The sequence below is a fragment of the Dactylosporangium sp. CA-139066 genome (assembly GCF_050936175.1).
Classification (GTDB): domain Bacteria; phylum Actinomycetota; class Actinomycetes; order Mycobacteriales; family Micromonosporaceae; genus Dactylosporangium.
This window is the reverse complement of sequence record NZ_JBNJNH010000001.1, coordinates 9,223,522-9,239,146: the sequence shown is the minus strand read 5'-3', so window position 1 is coordinate 9,239,146 and position 15,625 is coordinate 9,223,522. Positions and strand designations below refer to the sequence as shown.

The 15,625-nt window shown below is 74.1% G+C and carries 14 protein-coding genes; 10 read left to right on the top strand and 4 right to left on the bottom strand.

What is annotated here, in order from left to right; genetic code table 11:
- Positions 1 to 11: 11 nt before the first annotated feature.
- The gene (locus ACQEVU_RS42285) at positions 12 to 614 is read left to right on the top strand and encodes a hypothetical protein (RefSeq protein ID WP_433333981.1); all 603 of its coding nucleotides are present in this window, start codon (positions 12 to 14) and stop codon (positions 612 to 614) included.
- A 31-nt stretch (positions 615 to 645) separates the two neighbouring features.
- Here the strand turns inward: ACQEVU_RS42285 and ACQEVU_RS42280 are convergent, their stop codons facing one another.
- Positions 646 to 1,050 (bottom strand): YciI family protein, encoded by a 405-nt coding sequence (locus ACQEVU_RS42280; protein WP_433333979.1) that lies wholly within the window; start codon positions 1,048 to 1,050, stop codon positions 646 to 648.
- Positions 1,051 to 1,243: 193 nt separating this feature from the next.
- Positions 1,244 to 2,059, bottom strand: a complete 816-nt coding sequence (locus ACQEVU_RS42275; protein WP_433333977.1) for a helix-turn-helix transcriptional regulator — start codon at positions 2,057 to 2,059, stop codon at positions 1,244 to 1,246.
- A gap of 104 nt (positions 2,060 to 2,163) precedes the next feature.
- Between ACQEVU_RS42275 and ACQEVU_RS42270 the strand changes: the two genes are divergently transcribed.
- A complete protein-coding gene (locus ACQEVU_RS42270) occupies positions 2,164 to 2,862 on the top strand; it encodes an SDR family NAD(P)-dependent oxidoreductase (protein WP_433333975.1) in 699 nt (232 codons plus the stop codon).
- A 623-nt stretch (positions 2,863 to 3,485) separates the two neighbouring features.
- On the opposite strand, the gene ACQEVU_RS42265 is transcribed toward ACQEVU_RS42270, so the two are convergent.
- Positions 3,486 to 4,355, bottom strand: coding sequence for a LysR family transcriptional regulator (locus ACQEVU_RS42265; protein ID WP_433333973.1), 870 nt, complete (start codon positions 4,353 to 4,355; stop codon positions 3,486 to 3,488).
- Between the two features lie 88 nt (positions 4,356 to 4,443).
- Between ACQEVU_RS42265 and ACQEVU_RS42260 the strand changes: the two genes are divergently transcribed.
- Positions 4,444 to 4,779 carry a YybH family protein gene (locus ACQEVU_RS42260; protein WP_433335300.1) on the top strand — a complete coding sequence of 112 codons (336 nt, stop codon included), beginning with the start codon at positions 4,444 to 4,446 and terminating at the stop codon, positions 4,777 to 4,779.
- A gap of 570 nt (positions 4,780 to 5,349) precedes the next feature.
- Here ACQEVU_RS42260 and ACQEVU_RS42255 read toward each other — a convergent pair.
- Complete coding sequence (locus ACQEVU_RS42255) at positions 5,350 to 7,800, bottom strand: GcvT family protein (protein WP_433333971.1); 2,451 nt, start codon at positions 7,798 to 7,800, stop codon at positions 5,350 to 5,352.
- A 213-nt stretch (positions 7,801 to 8,013) separates the two neighbouring features.
- Between ACQEVU_RS42255 and ACQEVU_RS42250 the strand changes: the two genes are divergently transcribed.
- The 7 genes from ACQEVU_RS42250 to ACQEVU_RS42220 are packed head-to-tail and all read left to right on the top strand — an operon-like array spanning position 8,014 to position 15,615.
- Complete coding sequence (locus ACQEVU_RS42250; protein ID WP_433333969.1) at positions 8,014 to 8,973, top strand: choline/ethanolamine kinase family protein; 960 nt, start codon at positions 8,014 to 8,016, stop codon at positions 8,971 to 8,973.
- Between the two features lie 9 nt (positions 8,974 to 8,982).
- The gene (locus ACQEVU_RS42245) at positions 8,983 to 10,542 is read left to right on the top strand and encodes an amino acid permease (protein ID WP_433333967.1); all 1,560 of its coding nucleotides are present in this window, start codon (positions 8,983 to 8,985) and stop codon (positions 10,540 to 10,542) included.
- A 57-nt stretch (positions 10,543 to 10,599) separates the two neighbouring features.
- Positions 10,600 to 11,340, top strand: a complete 741-nt coding sequence (locus ACQEVU_RS42240; protein WP_433333965.1) for a FadR/GntR family transcriptional regulator — start codon at positions 10,600 to 10,602, stop codon at positions 11,338 to 11,340.
- Between the two features lie 39 nt (positions 11,341 to 11,379).
- Positions 11,380 to 12,729, top strand: coding sequence for a glutamine synthetase family protein (locus tag ACQEVU_RS42235; protein ID WP_433333963.1), 1,350 nt, complete (start codon positions 11,380 to 11,382; stop codon positions 12,727 to 12,729).
- A gap of 12 nt (positions 12,730 to 12,741) precedes the next feature.
- The gene (locus tag ACQEVU_RS42230) at positions 12,742 to 14,097 is read left to right on the top strand and encodes an aldehyde dehydrogenase family protein (protein ID WP_433333961.1); all 1,356 of its coding nucleotides are present in this window, start codon (positions 12,742 to 12,744) and stop codon (positions 14,095 to 14,097) included.
- 2 nt (positions 14,098 to 14,099) lie between these two features.
- Entirely contained in the window at positions 14,100 to 14,867 is a 768-nt protein-coding gene (locus tag ACQEVU_RS42225; protein WP_433333959.1) for a 3-oxoacyl-ACP reductase, read from the top strand.
- 52 nt (positions 14,868 to 14,919) lie between these two features.
- Positions 14,920 to 15,615 carry a gamma-glutamyl-gamma-aminobutyrate hydrolase family protein gene (locus ACQEVU_RS42220; protein WP_433333957.1) on the top strand — a complete coding sequence of 232 codons (696 nt, stop codon included), beginning with the start codon at positions 14,920 to 14,922 and terminating at the stop codon, positions 15,613 to 15,615.
- The last annotated feature ends 10 nt before the right edge of the window (positions 15,616 to 15,625 follow it).

Here is a 15,625-nt window from a genome sequence, read left to right as displayed (position 1 = left end):
CGACAGGGCGGATGATCACGAGGGACCCCGCAGGCGCCGAAGAGGGGATGCTCGCCATGGGCCAGATGATCCGGCAGATCGGGCCGAACACGACCCGCTACTACTGGTACCCCGGCGACAAGAAGGAGTGGCTGCGCGCCCTCCTCGCGCTCGCCTCGGGCGGCGCCGTGCTCGGCCTGGCGTACTTCTTCACCCGCAGCTGGCTCGCCGCGACCGTCCTCGGCCTCTCCACCGCCGCCGGCGTCTTCGGCTACAACCTCGGCCGCCGCGACCTCGAGGCCACCGACGCGCTCAACGACCGCACCCCGCGCCGCGAGGCCGCCTCGGCCGCGAGCCGCGCCGCGTGGCGGGGCATCGCCGAGGGCGCCGCGGCCGCGTTCGCCGCCCTGATCATCGTCCAGCTGCCGGCCACCGGCTTCTTCGCCGACTGGGTGCTGCCCCTGGTGCCGCCGATCGTCGGCGGCCTGTCGCGCCAGGCCGCGCTGCTGACGACGCGCCTGAGCAAGCAGTCGCAGAAGGCGTCGGAGTTCGCGGGCCCCGACGCGACCCGCCGCATCGAGGCCGACGAGGACGCCGACGCCACGCACATCGCCCCGGCGACCCCGTCGTCCTAGCGGGCGACGGGTTGAACTGGTGTGTCCGACGTCACAGATCGTCGCCGGGCGGCCGGGCGACCATCAGCTGCCGCACCTCGATGCGCTGCCGCAACGGCACGCCCCCGGGCCCGGGCGCGGCCGACACCAGCGCCGCGATCTCGATCGCGCGCGCCTCGGATTCCACGTCGACCAGCTGGTAGCCGGCCAGCACATCCTTGACCTCGGTGTACGGCCCGTCGGTGACCACCGGGGCGCCCCGGCCGCCGCAGACCACGGTCTTGGCCAGCTCGGGCCCGGTGAGCGCCTGCATCTCCACCAGCTCGCCGTTGTCGATGAGCTCCTGGTTCAGCCTCCGCAGGTACTCCAGGTGCGCCGTCATGTCGCCGGGTCCCCATCCGGACATCGGCCCCGCGCCGAGGTCGTCGTGCTTGGTCAGCAGCATGTACTTAGTCATGGCGTTCCATGTCTCATCTCCCTCGTCGCCGCGTTCTTTGTCGCCGCGTTCTTGTCGTCGCTTGCTTGAGGAAGACGGAGCCGGCCGCGCGATTTCGACATGCCCCCGCGGCTATGCGGTGGCGCTTTCGCGGAGGCCGCACAGGACGTCGGCGGTGCGGGAGCCGGGCGCGCGTTTCGACATGCCTCCGCGGCTATGCGTTGGCGTTCTCGCGGAGGCCGCACAGGACGTCGGCGGTGCGGGAGCCGGGTGCGGCGGTGTAGAAGACGACCCGCTGCCCCTGCTCGTCGGCGTGCAGCAGCTGGCACTCGAGGACGAGCTCGCCGTACTCGGGATGGGTCACGGTCTTCTCGGTCGTGCGCCGCACGCACACGTGGTGCTCCTGCCACCGGCGCGTGAACTCCGGGCTGTTCGCGTGCAGCCGGGCGATCAGCGCGCGGATGCCCTCGTCGTGCGGGTACCGCGCGGCCGCGGCCCGCAGGTCGGCGACCGACTCGTCGGCGAACGCCTGCGCCTCCGGCGGCGAGTCGGGCGCCAGCGGCCACGGCCCGCAGAACGCGTTCCAGATCATGTTCCGCTCGGGCGGGGGCGGCCCCATGAGCTTCACCGCCATGCGGTTCCAGGCCAGGAGGTCGTACTTCACGTCGATCACGAACGCCGGCGTGTCGTCCAGCCGCTCCAGCAGGTGCCGGATGCCCGCCGACACGACCTGGCTGGGCCCCGCCGGCAGCCCCGGCTCCTCGCCGGCGAGCCGGAAGAGGTACGCCCGCTCGTCCTCGAACAGCCGCAGCGCCCGCCCGAGCGCGGTCAGCACCTGCCGCGAAGGGTGCGGCCCGCGCCCCTGCTCCAGCCGCGCGTAGTAGTCCACCGAGATGCCGGCCAGCCCGGCGACCTCCTCGCGGCGCAGCCCCGGCGTGCGCCGCCGCGCCCCCGCGGGCAGCCCCGCGTCGGCCGGGCGCACCCGCGCGCGGCGGTCCTTGAGGAACTCGGCCAGCTGTACCCGGTTCATGCCCTCCATGCTGCGGGATCCGCGCGGGGCCCAACCAGGGACCGGCGATCCGATGTTCCGCACGTCTCTCCCGCCGCGCGCCGCGCGCCGCGACGGTTGGGGGCATGACGACCAAGACCGCCCTCGTCACGGGGGCCAACAAGGGCATCGGCCTGGAGATCGCGCGCGGCCTTCGAGCGCTGGGCATGGACGTGCTCATCGGCGCCCGCGACCCGATCCGCGGCAAGGAGGCCGCCGCCGCGATCGGCGCGACCGCCGTCGAGCTCGACGTGACCGACGAGGACTCGATCGCCCGCGCGGCGTCGCGCATCGAGGTCCTCGACGTCCTCGTGAACAACGCCGGCATCCTGCTCGAGCGCGGCGCCCCGCCGAGCGCGACGCCGGTCTCGATGCTGCGCGACACGTACGCCGTCAACGTCTTCGGCGTCGTGGCCGTGACCACCGCGCTGCTGCCCGCGCTGCGCCGCGCCCCGGCCGCGCGCATCGTGAACCTGGGCAGCGGCCTGGGCTCCCTCGCCTACGCCTCGACCCCGGACCACGTCTACGCCCGCAACACGCTGCTCGCCTACAACTCGTCGAAGTCGGCGCTGAGCGCGGTGACCCTTTCGTTTGCGAACGAGCTGCGCGACACGGCGATCAAGGTGAACGTGGCCGATCCGGGCTACTGCGCGACGGACCTGAACGGGCATGCGGGGCCGCGGACGGCGGCGCAGGGGGCGGTCGCGGCGATCCGCCTTGCGACGCTGCCGGATGACGGCCCGACGGGCCGCTTCTTCGACGACGAGGGCGAGGTTCCCTGGTGACCCCCGCGCCCGCGCACTTCGCAGTTCGGCGGTAACGCGCGCGGTCGCGCGGTGCCGTGGCGCCGCACACGGTGGCGCGCGCGGTGGCGCGGTGGCGCGCGCGGTGGCGGGGTGGCGCGCGCGGTGGCGGGGTGGCGCGCGCGGTGGCGGGGTGGCGCGCGCGGTGGCGGGGTGGCGCGCGCGGTGGCGGGGTGGCGCGCGCGGTGGCGGGGTGGCGCGCGCGGTGGCGGGGTGGCGCGCGCGGTGGCGCGGTGGCGCGCGCGGTCGCGCGGTGCCGTGGCGGCCGCACACGATGGCGCGGTGGCGCGCGCGGTCGCGCGGTGCCGTGGCGGCCGCACACGATGGCGCGGTGGCGCGGTGGCGCGCGCGGTGGCGCGGTGGCGCGCGCGGTCGCGCGGTGCCGTGGCGGCCGCACGCGGTGGCGCGGTGGCGCCGCGGTCGCGCGGTGCCGTGGCGGCCGCACACGGTGGCGCGGTGGCGCGGTGGCACGGTGGCGCGCGGTGCCGCGGTGGCGCGTGTGCGGTGGCGTGGCGGCCGCGCGCGGGGGCGCCACGACGCGCGCGGGGGCGCCACGACGCGCGCGGGGGCGCCCGCGCTCTGCCGGTGACGCGCGGGGGCGTGGTTCAGAGGTACGTGCGGGCGTGGGCGATCCACGCGGCCGCGGCGGGGCTGGTCGGGCCGGACGAGCGCCAGGCCAGCCCCAGGCGCCCGCGCAGGCCGGGGCGCACGATGCGCAGCGCGTGCAGGTGCGCGCGGTGGCGGGCGATCGACGACGGCAAGATCGCCACGCCCAGGCGGCGCGTGGCCAGCTGCTCCAGGACCGCGGGGGAGCCGGCCTCGAACGCCACCCGCGGCGTGAAGCCCGCCTCCGCGCACGCGGCGTCGAGGATGGCGCGGATGCCGCCGCCGCGGGGGAGGCAGATCAGGGCGCGGTCGCGCAGGGCGCTCAGCGGGATCGTGTCGCGGTCGGCGAGGGCGTGGCCGGTCCACACCGCGGCGTCGATCTCCTCGTCGGTGATGACGTGCGCGTCCAGGCCGTCGGGGACCTCGGCGAACGCGACGATCGCGGCGTCCAGGCGGCCCTCGCGGGTCGCGTCGACGAGGCGCTCGGACGCGTCCTCGACCAGCGTGACGTCCACGGCTGGGTGGCGGGCGTTGAAGTCGGCGAGGATGGCGGCCAGGTCGACCGTGTGCGAGGTGACGGTGCCGATGGCCACGCGCCCGCGCCGCAGGCCGGCCAGCTCGTCGACGGCCTGGCGGGCGCCCTCGACGGCGGACAGGGCCGCGCGGGCGTAGGGCAGCACCGCCTCGCCGGCCGCCGTGAGCCGCACGGTGCGCGCGGAGCGGTCCAGCAGCGGCTGGCCGAGTTCGCGCTCCAGCTTGCGGACCTGGGCGCTGACGCCGGGCTGGGCGATGCGCAGGCGCTCGGCCGCGCGGGTGAAGCCGCCCTCCTCGGCGACCGCCAGGAAGTACTCCAGCTGATGCAGCTCCATAACTCCTGATTCTAGATCTGATCAGGAACCGCTCTTGGAGTTCTGGTCGGCGGGCGCGCAGGGTGGAGGCATGAGCAACGAGAAGGCGATGACCCCGGAGGAGATCTCGCGCCAATTCGTCGAGCGCGCCAACGCCGGCGACGCCGCGGGGCTGGCCGCGCTGTACGAGGCGGACGCGGTGCTCGCGTACCCGCCCGGGAGCGAGACGGTCGGGCGGGACGCCATCCGGGCGGTGTGCGAGGAGATGCTGCGGCACGTGCCGCGCTTCGAGGTGGAGGAGGCGCTGCCGACGATCCACCACGGCGACCTGGCGCTCACCTCGACGAAGGCGAAGGACGGCACCGGCGGGCGCGTGCAGGTGGTGCGCCGGCAGGGCGACGGCAGCTGGCTGCGCGTCATCGACCGCCCCGAGCAGCGCGACTGAGCGACGCGCCGCCCAGCACACGCGACCGCGCGGCGCCGAGGCCGGCCCGCGCGGTCGCTGGGTGCGGGCGCGTGGCGTTTAGGACCGCGCCGGCCGCGCGGGAGCGCGGGGCGCGGGCGCGTGGCGTTCGGGCCCGCGGCCGTGCGGGGGACGGGCGCGCGGCGTTAGGACCGGGTCGGCCGCGCGGGCGCGCAGGGTGCGGGCGCGTGACGTTCGCGTCCGCGGCCGTGCGGGGTCGGGCGCCCGGCCGTGCGGGGGTCGGGCGCGCGGCGTTAGGACCGGGTCGGCCGCGCAGGGTGCGGGCGCGCGGCGCGCGGGGGCGGGGTGCGGGCGCGCAGGGTGCGGGCGCGTGACGTTCGCGTCCGCGGCCGTGCGGGGTCGGGCGCCCGGCCGTGCGGGCGCGTGGCGTTCGGGCCCGCGGCCGTGCGGGGTCGGGCGCCCGGCCGTGCGGGCGCGTGGCGTTCGGGCCCGCGGCCGTGCGGGGTCGGGCGTGCGGTGCGGGTGCGGGCGCGTGAAGTTCAAACCGCGGCCGCGCGGAGTGCGGGACCGGTCCAGGTGCGGGCGCGTGGGTCAGGCGCGGACGCGGAGCATTTTGGGGTCGTAGAGGGGCTCCTGGCGTACGACACCGGGAACCCAGCGGTCGAAGACCGACACGTCCGCCGGGGTGCCGGCCGGCACGTCCGCGGGCAGGTACGCGTAGGCGATCGACGCGCCGACCCGGTAGCCGAAGCCGCCCGACGTCACGCGGCCGGCCGGGACGCCGTTGACTCGGACCGGCTCGCCGCCCAGGCAGACGGTGCCGGGGTCGTCGAGCACCAGGCAGCGCAGGACGCGTGGCGGGCCGCCGGCTTCGCGTTCGGCCAGGAGGGCCTCGCGGCCGAGGAAGGGCTTGTCCAGGCGTACGAACGGGTCGAGGGCGGCGGCGAAGGGGGTGGCGTCGGTGGTCAGGTCGCTGCCCCACACGCGGTAGCCCTTCTCGAGGCGCATCGAGTCGATCGCGCGGTAGCCGGCGGGGCGCAGGCCGAGCGGGGCGCCGGCCTCCAGCAGCAGGTCCCACAGGGTGAGGACGTACTCGGTGGGGGCGTACAGCTCCCAGCCGAGCTCGCCGACGAATGTGACGCGCTGGGCCAGGACCGGCACGGGGCCGACGAACAGGCGCGCGGCGCGCATGAAGGGGAAGTCGGGGGCGGCCAGCGACGTGTCGGTGAGTGGCTGCAGGATGTCGCGGGCGCGGGGGCCCCACAGGCACAGGCAGCCGTGGGCGCCGGTGACGTCGTCGACCAGGACGTCGGCGGCGGTGGCCAGGGCGTGCTTGCGGATCCAGTCGGCGTCGCGCACGCCGCTGGCGGTGCTCGTGACGATGCGGAAGTGCGCCTCGCCGAGGCGGGTGACCGTGAGGTCGGCCTCGACGCCGCCGCGGGAGTTGAGCAGCTGGGTGTACGTCATGTGGCCCACGGGGCGGTCGACATCATTCGCGCACAGGTGCTGCAGCAGGCCGAGCGCGCCCGCGCCGCGCACGTCGAGCTTGGCGAAGGACGACTGGTCGAACAGGCCGGCGGCCTCGGCGGTGGCGGCCACCTCGCCGGCGATCGCGGGGGACCAGTTGCGCCCGGCCCAGCCCTTCGGGCGCTGGGCCTGCGGGGTGAGGCCGGCGTTGGTGCCGAACCAGTTGACCCGCTCCCAGCCCGCCTTCTCGCCGAGGGCGGCGTCGAGCTCGGCCAGCCGGGGCCAGATCGCGGAGCGGCGCAGCGGGCGCGCGGTCGACCACTCCTGGCCGGGGTACACGATGTCGTAGTAGCGGGAGTAGCCGTCCAGCGCGCGGGCGCCCGACCAGCGGCGGCTGCCGGCGTAGAGGCCGAAGCGGCGGACGTCCATCGTGGACACATCGTACTCCGGCGTGCCCTCGGCGATCCACTCCGCCATCACCTTGCCGACGCCGCCGGCCGCGGCCAGGCCGTGCACGCAGAAGCCGGCGGCGACCCACAGGCCCGCCACCGGGGTCTCGCCGAGCAGGAACTCGCCGTCGGGCGTGAACGCCTCCGGGCCGTGCACGACGCGCGCGACGTCCAGCGCGCGCAGCGCCGGGATGCGGTGGCGGGCGTTCGCCCACGACTCGGCGAACTTGGCCAGGTCCGGCTCGAACAGGGTGCGCGGCTCGTCCAGCGGGGCGCCGGCCGCCGGGTGCCAGGGCGCGGGGTCGCGCACGTAGCCGCCGACGAGCAGGGCGGTGTCCTCGGCGCCGCGGAAGTACACGATGCGGTCGGGGTCGCGCACCGTCGGGACGTCCATCGTGGACTCGGCGCCGAGCGGGGCGGTCACGACGTACTGGTGCTTGATCGGCACGATCGGCAGCTCGACGCCGGCGAGGCGGCCGACGTGGCCCGCGGCCGCGCCCGCGGCGTTCACCACGACGTCGGCGGCGATCGGGCCGGCCGCGGTGACCACGCCGCGCACCCGGCCGCCCTCGACGGCGATGCCGGTGACCCGCACCCCGGTGGCGATGCGCACGCCCAGCTTCTCGGCGCCGGCGGCGAGCGCGGTGCCGAGGCGGGCCGGCTCGAGCCAGCCGTCGCCGGGCAGCCAGCCGGCCAGGCGGACGTCGGCGACGTTGAGCAGCGGCAGCCGGTCGAGCGTCTCGGCCGGGCCGAGCAGCGCCATGTCCAGGCCGTAGGTGGTGGCCGAGCTCGCCTGGCGGCGCAGTTCCTCGACCCGCTCGGCGGTCGTGGCCAGGCGCAGGCCGCCGACGCCGCGCCAGCCGGGGTCGAGGCCGGTGAGGTCGCGCAGCTCGGCGTAGAGGCCGGACGAGTACATGATCATGCGGGTCTGGCTGACGGTGGAGCGCAGCTGGCCGACGAAGCCGGCGGAGTGCCAGGTCGTGCCCTCGGTGAGCGCGTGCTGCTCCAGCAGCAGCACGTCGGTCCAGCCGAGGCGGGCGAGGTGGTACACGATGGAGCAACCGGCGACGCCGCCGCCGACCACGACCGCGCGCGCGGCGCGGGGCAGGTCCGACTCGATCGACATCGCGTCATTGTGGCCCCGCCGCCCGGCCCCGGAAAAGGTCTGAACATGTGCCAACTGTTTCCGGATCGTAAACGCGAGGATCGCCCTTGACTGGCGACTGACAGGGGCGTTAACTCTGTCCCACCATGACGCCGATCACTTCGACGAAGGCGGGTTAAAGGCCTGGCTTCGCCCGAATTCGATCGGTGGATCGCGGCGAAGGGGCCGGATGCCATGAGTGCGGTGCCGTCGGTCGCGGACCTGCTGGAGCGGGTCCCGTCGTGGGTGGGCCGCGCGGTGGAGTGGCGGCGCCTCGAGGGCGGCCTGTCGCACCACGTGTACCGCATCGACGTCGAGGGCGTGCCGTACGTGCTGCGGGTCCTCGAGCCCGCCGTCTCGGCGGCCGGGCTCGGCATCGCGCCCGAGCGGGAGATCGAGAACACGCGCCTGGCGGCGGCGAGCGTCGGGGCTCAGGTGTACGCCGAGCTGCCCGACGTCCCGGCGGTCGTGCTCGAGTTCCTGCCCGGGCGCACGCTCTCGGCGGCCGAGGTGCGCCGCCCGGAGGTGATCCCGGCGCTGGCCGAGGCGTGCCGGCGGCTGCACGCGGGGCCGGCGTTCGGCAACGACTTCGACATCTTCGCCAAGCGCGCCGAGCTGCTGGAGGTCTGCCGGCGCCACGACCTGCCGCTGCCGCCGGGCTACCGCGACCACGAGTCCGCGGTGGACGCGCTGCGGGCGGCGCTGGCCGCCGATCCGCTGCCCGCCGTACCGTGCCACAACGACCTGCTGGCGGAGAACTTCATCGCCACGTCCAGCGGCGTGCGCATCGTCGACTACCAGCTGTCCGGCAACAACGACCCGGCGTTCGAGCTCGGCGACATCGCCGCCGAGGCCGACTACGACCCGGACCTGACCGGCCGGCTGGCCGGCGCGTACTTCGGCGACGGGCTCACCCCGGCGCTGCTGACGCGGGTCCGGCTGTTTCACATCGCGTCCAACGTGACCTGGGCGCTGTGGTTCACCGTCCACCATGGACTGCTCGCCGCCGCCCGCGGCGAGGGCGCGGTGGGCTTCGACTACGAGGCGGAGGCGGCCGACAAGTGGGGCCAGGCGCGCGACGCGCTGGCGGACCCCGGCTTCGGCGAGCTTCTGGAAACGGTGAGCGGAAGGAAATTCATCACCCCCAACCATTAGGAGGTGCCCATGTCGGCATCGCCGACGCAGGCCGACCTGCCGATCGACGACGACGAGAAGCGACTCGCCGAACTGGGCTACAAGCAGGAGCTCCGCCGCAAGTGGAGCGGGTTCTCCAACTTCGCCATCTCGTTCTCCATCATCTCGATCCTTGCGGGCTGCTTCACGACCTTCGGCCAGGCCTGGAACAACGGCGGACCGGTCGCCATCTCCTGGGGCTGGCCGCTGATCTCGATCTTCATCCTGATCATCGGCTTCTGCATGTCGGAGCTGGTCTCGGCGTACCCGACGGCCGGCGGCATCTACTGGTGGGCGGCCCGGATGGGCAAGCCGATCCATGGCTGGTTCACCGGCTGGCTCAACCTCATCGGCCTCATCGCGGTCACCGCGTCGGTCGACTACGGTTGCGCCACGTTCCTCAGCTACGTGCTGGAGGCCTACAGCGGCTGGGACAGCGGGAACCTCTACCTCACGTTCCTGCTGTTCGTGGTCATCCTGGCCGCGCACATGGCCATCAACATCTGGGGCCACACCATCATCGACGTGCTGCAGAACGTCTCGGTGTGGTGGCACGTCGCCGGCGCGGCCGCGGTCGTGCTGATCCTGGTGTTCGTGCCCGAGAAGCACCAGAGCCTGTCGTTCGTCTTCACCGAGCGGTTCAACCACTCCGGGTACTCCAACGGCACCTACTGGTTCCTGGTGCTGCCGCTCGGGTTCCTCCTTACGCAGTACACCATCACCGGTTTCGATGCTTGTGCCCACGTCTCGGAGGAGACCATCGGCGCCTCGAAGGCCGCGGCGAGGGGCCTGTGGCAGTCCATCTTCTACTCGGCGATCGGCGGCTGGATCCTGCTGCTCGCGTTCCTGTTCGCCGCGACCGACGTCGGCGCCGTCGACGACAAGGCCGGGTCCGTCAACGCCATCTTCTTGACGGCGCTGAGCTCCGGCTTCTACAAGGCCGTCATCATCATCTCCACGGTCGGGCAGTTCTTCTGCGGCATGAGCTGCATCACGAGCATGTCGCGGATGACGTACGCGTTCAGCCGTGACCGCGCGGTGCCGGGCTGGCGGCTGTGGTCCAAGGTGGACCGCAACGGCACCCCGGTCAACGCCATCATCGGCGCGACGATCGCCGGCCTGATCCTGACCCTGCCGGCGCTCTACAAGAGCCCGACCGGCGCGCCGACCGCGTTCTACGCCGTCGTCTCCGTCGCCGTCATCGGCCTGTACGTCGCGTTCCTGATCCCGATCTACCTGCGGATCCGGATGGGCGACCGGTTCGTGCCCGGCCCGTGGACGCTGGGCGGCAAGTACAAGGTGCTCGGCTGGATCGCGGTCGTCGAGATCGTCGTCGTGTCGATCTACTTCATCCTGCCGCTGGGCCCGACGGCGATCCCGGGCAACAAGGGGTTCAGCTGGGTCAATGTGAACTACGCGCCCATCGTGCTCATCGCCGTCATCGGCGGCGCCGCGCTGTGGTGGGCGTTGTCGGCCAAGCACTGGTTCAAGGGGCCGATCCGCACCGTCGACGAGGCCCTGGCCGATGACACGGCGGGGCAGACACAGTAGGAGATGATGGGTCCCGGGCCGGCGAGCGCCGGCTCGGGACCGTCTCGGGGAGGTCGGATGCCGGTGGCGACGGAGCCCCTGTCGGGCGTGCCGATGTGGCGGCCGGTCCGGGGCGGCAACGCCTTCGAGATCACCGTCGCCCGGCTCGCCCAGGCGATCCGGCTCGGCCTGGTGCCGGTGGGCGAGCGCCTCCCGCCCGAGCGGGAGCTCGCCGAGCGGCTACAGGTCAGCCGGGTCACGCTGCGGGAGGCGATCGCCGCCCTACGCGAGGCCGGGTTCCTCGAGTCGCGCCGCGGGCGCTCGGGCGGCACGTTCGTCGTGCGGTCCACCGGCGAGGCCGGCGAGGGCCACACGCAGGACGCGGCCGCGCTGGCCCGCCAGATGGGCGACGCGCTGCACGACGCGCTGGACTTCCGCCGCGTCCTGGAGCCCGGCGCGGCCGCCCTCGCGGCCACCCGGGCGCTGTCGGCGCCCGACCGCGCGCACCTCGTCGCGTGCCTCGCGGCCGCGCGCACGCGCGACCCGCTGACCCGCCGCGTCAACGACTCACGGCTGCACCTGGCGATCGCCGCGGCCAGCGGGTCGACCTCGGTGGCGGCGTCGATCGCCGACGTCCAGCTGCGCCTGGACCGCCTCCTGGCGGCGATCCCGGTGCTGCGGCGCAACCTCGACCACTCCGACGCCCAGCACGAGCGGGTGGTCGAGGCGATCCTGGCCGGCGATCCCGTGGTGGCCCGCACCGAGATGGAGGAGCACTGCGACGCCACCGCGGCGCTGTTGCGCGGCCTGCTCGGTTGAGCTTATGGTTTGGTTCTAGACCTTTAGGGGAACGTTTCGATGCTGACCGTCGAGCAGCTGCGCATCGCCGTGGACGAGGGCGAGATCGACACCGTCATCGTGGCCGTCACGGACATGCAGGGGCGGCTGCAGGGCAAGCGCTTCCACGCCCCGCACTTCATCGCCGACGTCCTGGCGCACGGCACCGAGGGCTGCAACTACCTGCTCGCGGTCGACGTCGACATGAACACCGTCGACGGCTACGCGATGTCCTCCTGGTCCGGCGGCTACGGCGACTTCGCGATGATCCCCGACCTGGCGACCCTGCGCCGCATCCCGTGGCACCCCGGCACCGCCCTGGTCCTGGCCGACCTGCAGCTGCTTGCGGGTGGCCCGGTCGCCGCGTCGCCGCGCCAGGTCCTGCAGGCCCAGCTCGGCGCGCTCGGCGCCGCCGGGTTCACCGCGTGGACGGGCACCGAGCTCGAGTTCATCGCGTTCCGGGAGTCCTATGAGGACGCATTCCGGCGGGGGTACCGCGACCTGACGCCCGTGACCCTGTTCAACTCCGACTACTCGCTGCTGCAGACGGCGCGCGTGGAGCCGCTGCTGCGCCGCATCCGCAACGAGATGGCCGGCGCCGGGCTCACCCCCGAGAGCGCCAAGGGCGAGTGCAACCTCGGCCAGCTCGAGATCGCGTTCCGGTACGACGCCGCGCTGCCCAACGCCGACGGGCACGTGCTGTACAAGAACGGGGCCAAGGAGATCGCCGCGCAGGAGGGCGTCTCCATCACGTTCATGGCCAAGCCCAACGCCCGCGAAGGCAACTCCTGCCACATCCACTTCTCGCTGCGCGGCGCCGACGGGCGCCCGGCCGTGGCCGGCGACGGCGAGCACGGCATCTCCCCGCTGTTCCGCAGCGCGATGGCCGGCATCCTCGCGACCCTGCGCGACTTCACGCTCTTCTACGCGCCCAACATCAACTCGTACAAGCGGTTCCAGGCGGGCTCGTTCGCGCCGACCGCGGTACGTTGGGGATTGGACAACAGGACGTGCGCGCTGCGCCTCGTCGGGCACGGCCCGTCCATGCGGGTCGAGAACCGGGTGCCCGGGGCCGACGTCAACCCGTATCTCGCGATCGCGGCCATGTCCGCCGGGGCCCTGCACGGCATCCGCAACGGCCTGGCCCTCGAGGACGTGTACACCGGCAACGCCTACGAGGACGCCACCGCGCCGCGGGTGCCCGCGACGCTGCGCGAGGCGCTGGAGCTGTGGGAGGCCAGCGCCGCCGCCCGGGAGGCGTTCGGCCCGGACGTCGTCGCGCATTACGCCAACATGGCCCGCATCGAGCTGGCAGCGTTTGACGCGGCGGTCACCGACTGGGAGCTCACCCGCGGCTTCGAACGTCTCTAGAGGGGTTTATCCATGCACGACGTCATCTCGCCGGTCACCGAGGAGGTCGTCGCGACGGTACCGTCGCTCGGCCGCGAGGAGACCGACGCCGCGATTGAGCGCGCCCACGCGGCGTTCCCGGCCTGGCGCGCGGTCACACCCGGCGACCGGGCGCGGCTGCTGCGCCGCTTCGCCGCCGTGGTCGACGCGCACAACGAGGAGCTCGCCCAGCTCGAGGTCCGCAACGCCGGGCACACCATCGGCAACGCCCGCTGGGAGGCGGGCAACGTCCGCGACGTGCTCGACTACTACGCCGGCGCCCCCGAGCGGCTCAGCGGCCGCCAGATCCCGGTCCCCGGCGGCCTCGACGTCACCTTCTACGAGCCGCTCGGCGTCGTGGGCGTCATCGTGCCCTGGAACTTCCCGATGCCCATCGCCGGCTGGGGCTTCGCGCCCGCGCTGGCCGCCGGCAACACCGTCGTGCTCAAGCCGGCCGAGCTCACCCCGCTCACCGCGATCCGCCTCGGCGAGCTGGCCCTGGAGGCCGGCCTGCCCGAGGGCGTCTTCACGGTGCTGCCGGGCAAGGGCTCGATCGTCGGCGAGCGCTTCGTCACCCACCCGCTCGTGCGCAAGGTCTGCTTCACCGGCTCCACCGAGGTCGGCAAGCGCATCATGGCCGGCTGCGCCGAGCAGGTGAAGCGGGTGACGCTGGAGCTCGGCGGCAAGAGCGCCAACATCGTCTTCGCCGACGCCGACCTCGAGCGCGCGGCCGCCGCCGCGCCCGGCTCCGTCTTCGACAACGCCGGCCAGGACTGCTGCGCGCGGTCGCGGCTGCTGGTGCAGGCGAGCGTCTACGACCGGTTCATGGAGCTGCTGGAGCCCGCGGTCCAGGGCTTCCGCTGCGAGGACCCGGCCCTGGAGTCGGCGCAGATGGGGCCGCTCATCTCGGCCGGGCAGCTCGAGTCCGTGCGCGCCTACGTCGACGACGACGCGGTCGCGTTCCGCGGCGCCGCGCCCGCCGGCCCGGGGTACTGGATGGCGCCCACCGTGCTCACCGCGAACGGCGCGCAGGACCGGCACTGGCGCGAGGAGATCTTCGGCCCGGTGCTGTCCGTGCTGCGCTTCGACGACGAGGCCGACGCGATCCGGCTGGCCAACGACACCGAGTACGGCCTGTCCGGCTCCATCTGGACCCGCGACCTCGGCCGCGGCATCCGCGTCGCCCGCGGCGTCGAGTCGGGCAACCTCAGCGTCAACTCCCACTCCTCGGTGCGCTACTGGACCCCGTTCGGCGGGGTCAAGCAGAGCGGCCTCGGCCGCGAGCTGGGCCCGGACGCGGTCGCCGCGTTCAGCGAAGTCAAGAACGTCTACTTCAGCACGGAGGTGTAGAGGTGCAGCCACGTCTGCAGGACCGCGTCGCGGTCATCACCGGGGCCGGCAGCGGCATCGGTCTGGCCACCGCGCGGCGCTTCGCGTCCGAGGGCGCGAAGGTCGTCGCCGTCGACCTGAACGAGGACGCCGGCAAGGCGGCCGCCGACGAGGTGGGCGGCGAGTTCGTCGCCGCCGACGTGGCCGACGAGGCCGCCGTCCGGGCCCTGTTCGACGGCGTCGCCGAGCGCTACGGCCGCCTCGACATCGCCTTCAACAACGCCGGCATCTCCCCGCCCGACGACGACTCGATCCTCGACACCGGCCTCGAGGCGTGGGAGCGCGTGCTGAAGGTCAACAGCACGAGCGTGTACTTCTGCTGCAAGTACGCCATCCCGCACATGCTCGCCCAGGGCAAGGGCTCGATCATCAACACCGCGAGCTTCGTGGCCCTGCTGGGCGCGGCGACCTCGCAGATCGCCTACACCGCCTCCAAGGGCGCCGTGCTGTCCATGACCCGCGAGCTCGGCGTGCAGTTCGCCCGCCAGGGCGTGCGGGTCAACGCGCTGTGCCCCGGGCCGATCGCGACCCCGCTGCTCATGGAGCTCTTCGCCAAGGACCCGGAGCGCGCCCAGCGCCGCCTCGTCCACGTCCCCATGGGCCGCTTCGGTACCCCGGAGGAGATCGCCGGCGCCGTGGCGTTCCTGGCCAGCGACGACGCGTCGTTCATCACCGCCTCGACGTTCCTGGTCGACGGCGGCATCACCGGGGCCTACGTGACGCCGCTGTGAGTGGTCCGGAGCGCAGCGGAGGAGCCACGAGCCAAGAGGCACAGGTGACGGCGTGACCAGGCCATTGGTGGGGATCACCGCCTACGCCGAGCCGGCGCGCTGGGGCGTGTGGGACACCCGCGCGGTGCTCATCCCCGAGGCGTACGTGCGGATGGTCCGCGCCGCCGGCGCCCGCCCGCTGGTGCTGCCGCCCGACGACGTCGGCGGCGCCGCGGACGCGGCCGGGCTCGTCGCCCGCCTCGACGGCCTCGTGCTGGCCGGCGGGGCCGACATCGACCCGGCGCACTACGGCGCGCTCGCGCACCCGGCCACGCGGACGCGGCCGGACCGCGACGCGGGGGAGCTGGCGGTGCTCGGCGCCGCCCTCGACGCGGACCTGCCGGTGCTCGGCGTGTGCCGCGGCATGGAGCTGCTCGCCGTCGCCTACGGCGGCGCGCTCACCCAGCACCTGCCGGACCTGCTCGGCAACGAGCGGCACCAGCCGGCGCCAGGCGTGTTCGGGGCCCACCCGGCCCGCTTCGCGCCGGGCTCCCGCGCGGCCGCCGTGTTCGGGCCGGCCGCGGAGGTCAACTCGTACCACCACCAGGGCGTCGACAAGCCCGGCACCCTGACCGTGAGCGGCTGGGCCGATGACGACGTCATCGAGGCGGTCGAGGACCCGGCCCGCCGCTTCGTCCTCGGCGTGCAGTGGCACCCCGAGGAGGCGGGCGATGTGCGTCCCTTCGCCGCGCTGATCGAGGCGACCTGAACTAGGTTCG

Excerpts from the sequence above, each read along its gene's own strand:
- ACQEVU_RS42275 (WP_433333977.1), bottom strand. The coding sequence starts at position 2,059 with ATGAACCGGGTACAGCTGGCCGAGTTCCTCAAGGACCGCCGCGCGCGG.
- ACQEVU_RS42235 (WP_433333963.1), top strand. The coding sequence starts at position 11,380 with ATGCTGACCGTCGAGCAGCTGCGCATCGCCGTGGACGAGGGCGAGATC.
- ACQEVU_RS42285 (WP_433333981.1), top strand. The coding sequence starts at position 12 with ATGATCACGAGGGACCCCGCAGGCGCCGAAGAGGGGATGCTCGCCATG.
- ACQEVU_RS42265 (WP_433333973.1), bottom strand. The coding sequence starts at position 4,355 with ATGGAGCTGCATCAGCTGGAGTACTTCCTGGCGGTCGCCGAGGAGGGC.
- ACQEVU_RS42260 (WP_433335300.1), top strand. The coding sequence starts at position 4,444 with ATGACCCCGGAGGAGATCTCGCGCCAATTCGTCGAGCGCGCCAACGCC.
- ACQEVU_RS42255 (WP_433333971.1), bottom strand. The coding sequence starts at position 7,800 with ATGTCGATCGAGTCGGACCTGCCCCGCGCCGCGCGCGCGGTCGTGGTC.
- ACQEVU_RS42240 (WP_433333965.1), top strand. The coding sequence starts at position 10,600 with ATGCCGGTGGCGACGGAGCCCCTGTCGGGCGTGCCGATGTGGCGGCCG.
- ACQEVU_RS42230 (WP_433333961.1), top strand. The coding sequence starts at position 12,742 with ATGCACGACGTCATCTCGCCGGTCACCGAGGAGGTCGTCGCGACGGTA.
- ACQEVU_RS42245 (WP_433333967.1), top strand. The coding sequence starts at position 8,983 with ATGTCGGCATCGCCGACGCAGGCCGACCTGCCGATCGACGACGACGAG.
- ACQEVU_RS42270 (WP_433333975.1), top strand. The coding sequence starts at position 2,164 with ATGACGACCAAGACCGCCCTCGTCACGGGGGCCAACAAGGGCATCGGC.
- ACQEVU_RS42250 (WP_433333969.1), top strand. The coding sequence starts at position 8,014 with ATGAGTGCGGTGCCGTCGGTCGCGGACCTGCTGGAGCGGGTCCCGTCG.
- ACQEVU_RS42280 (WP_433333979.1), bottom strand. The coding sequence starts at position 1,050 with ATGACTAAGTACATGCTGCTGACCAAGCACGACGACCTCGGCGCGGGG.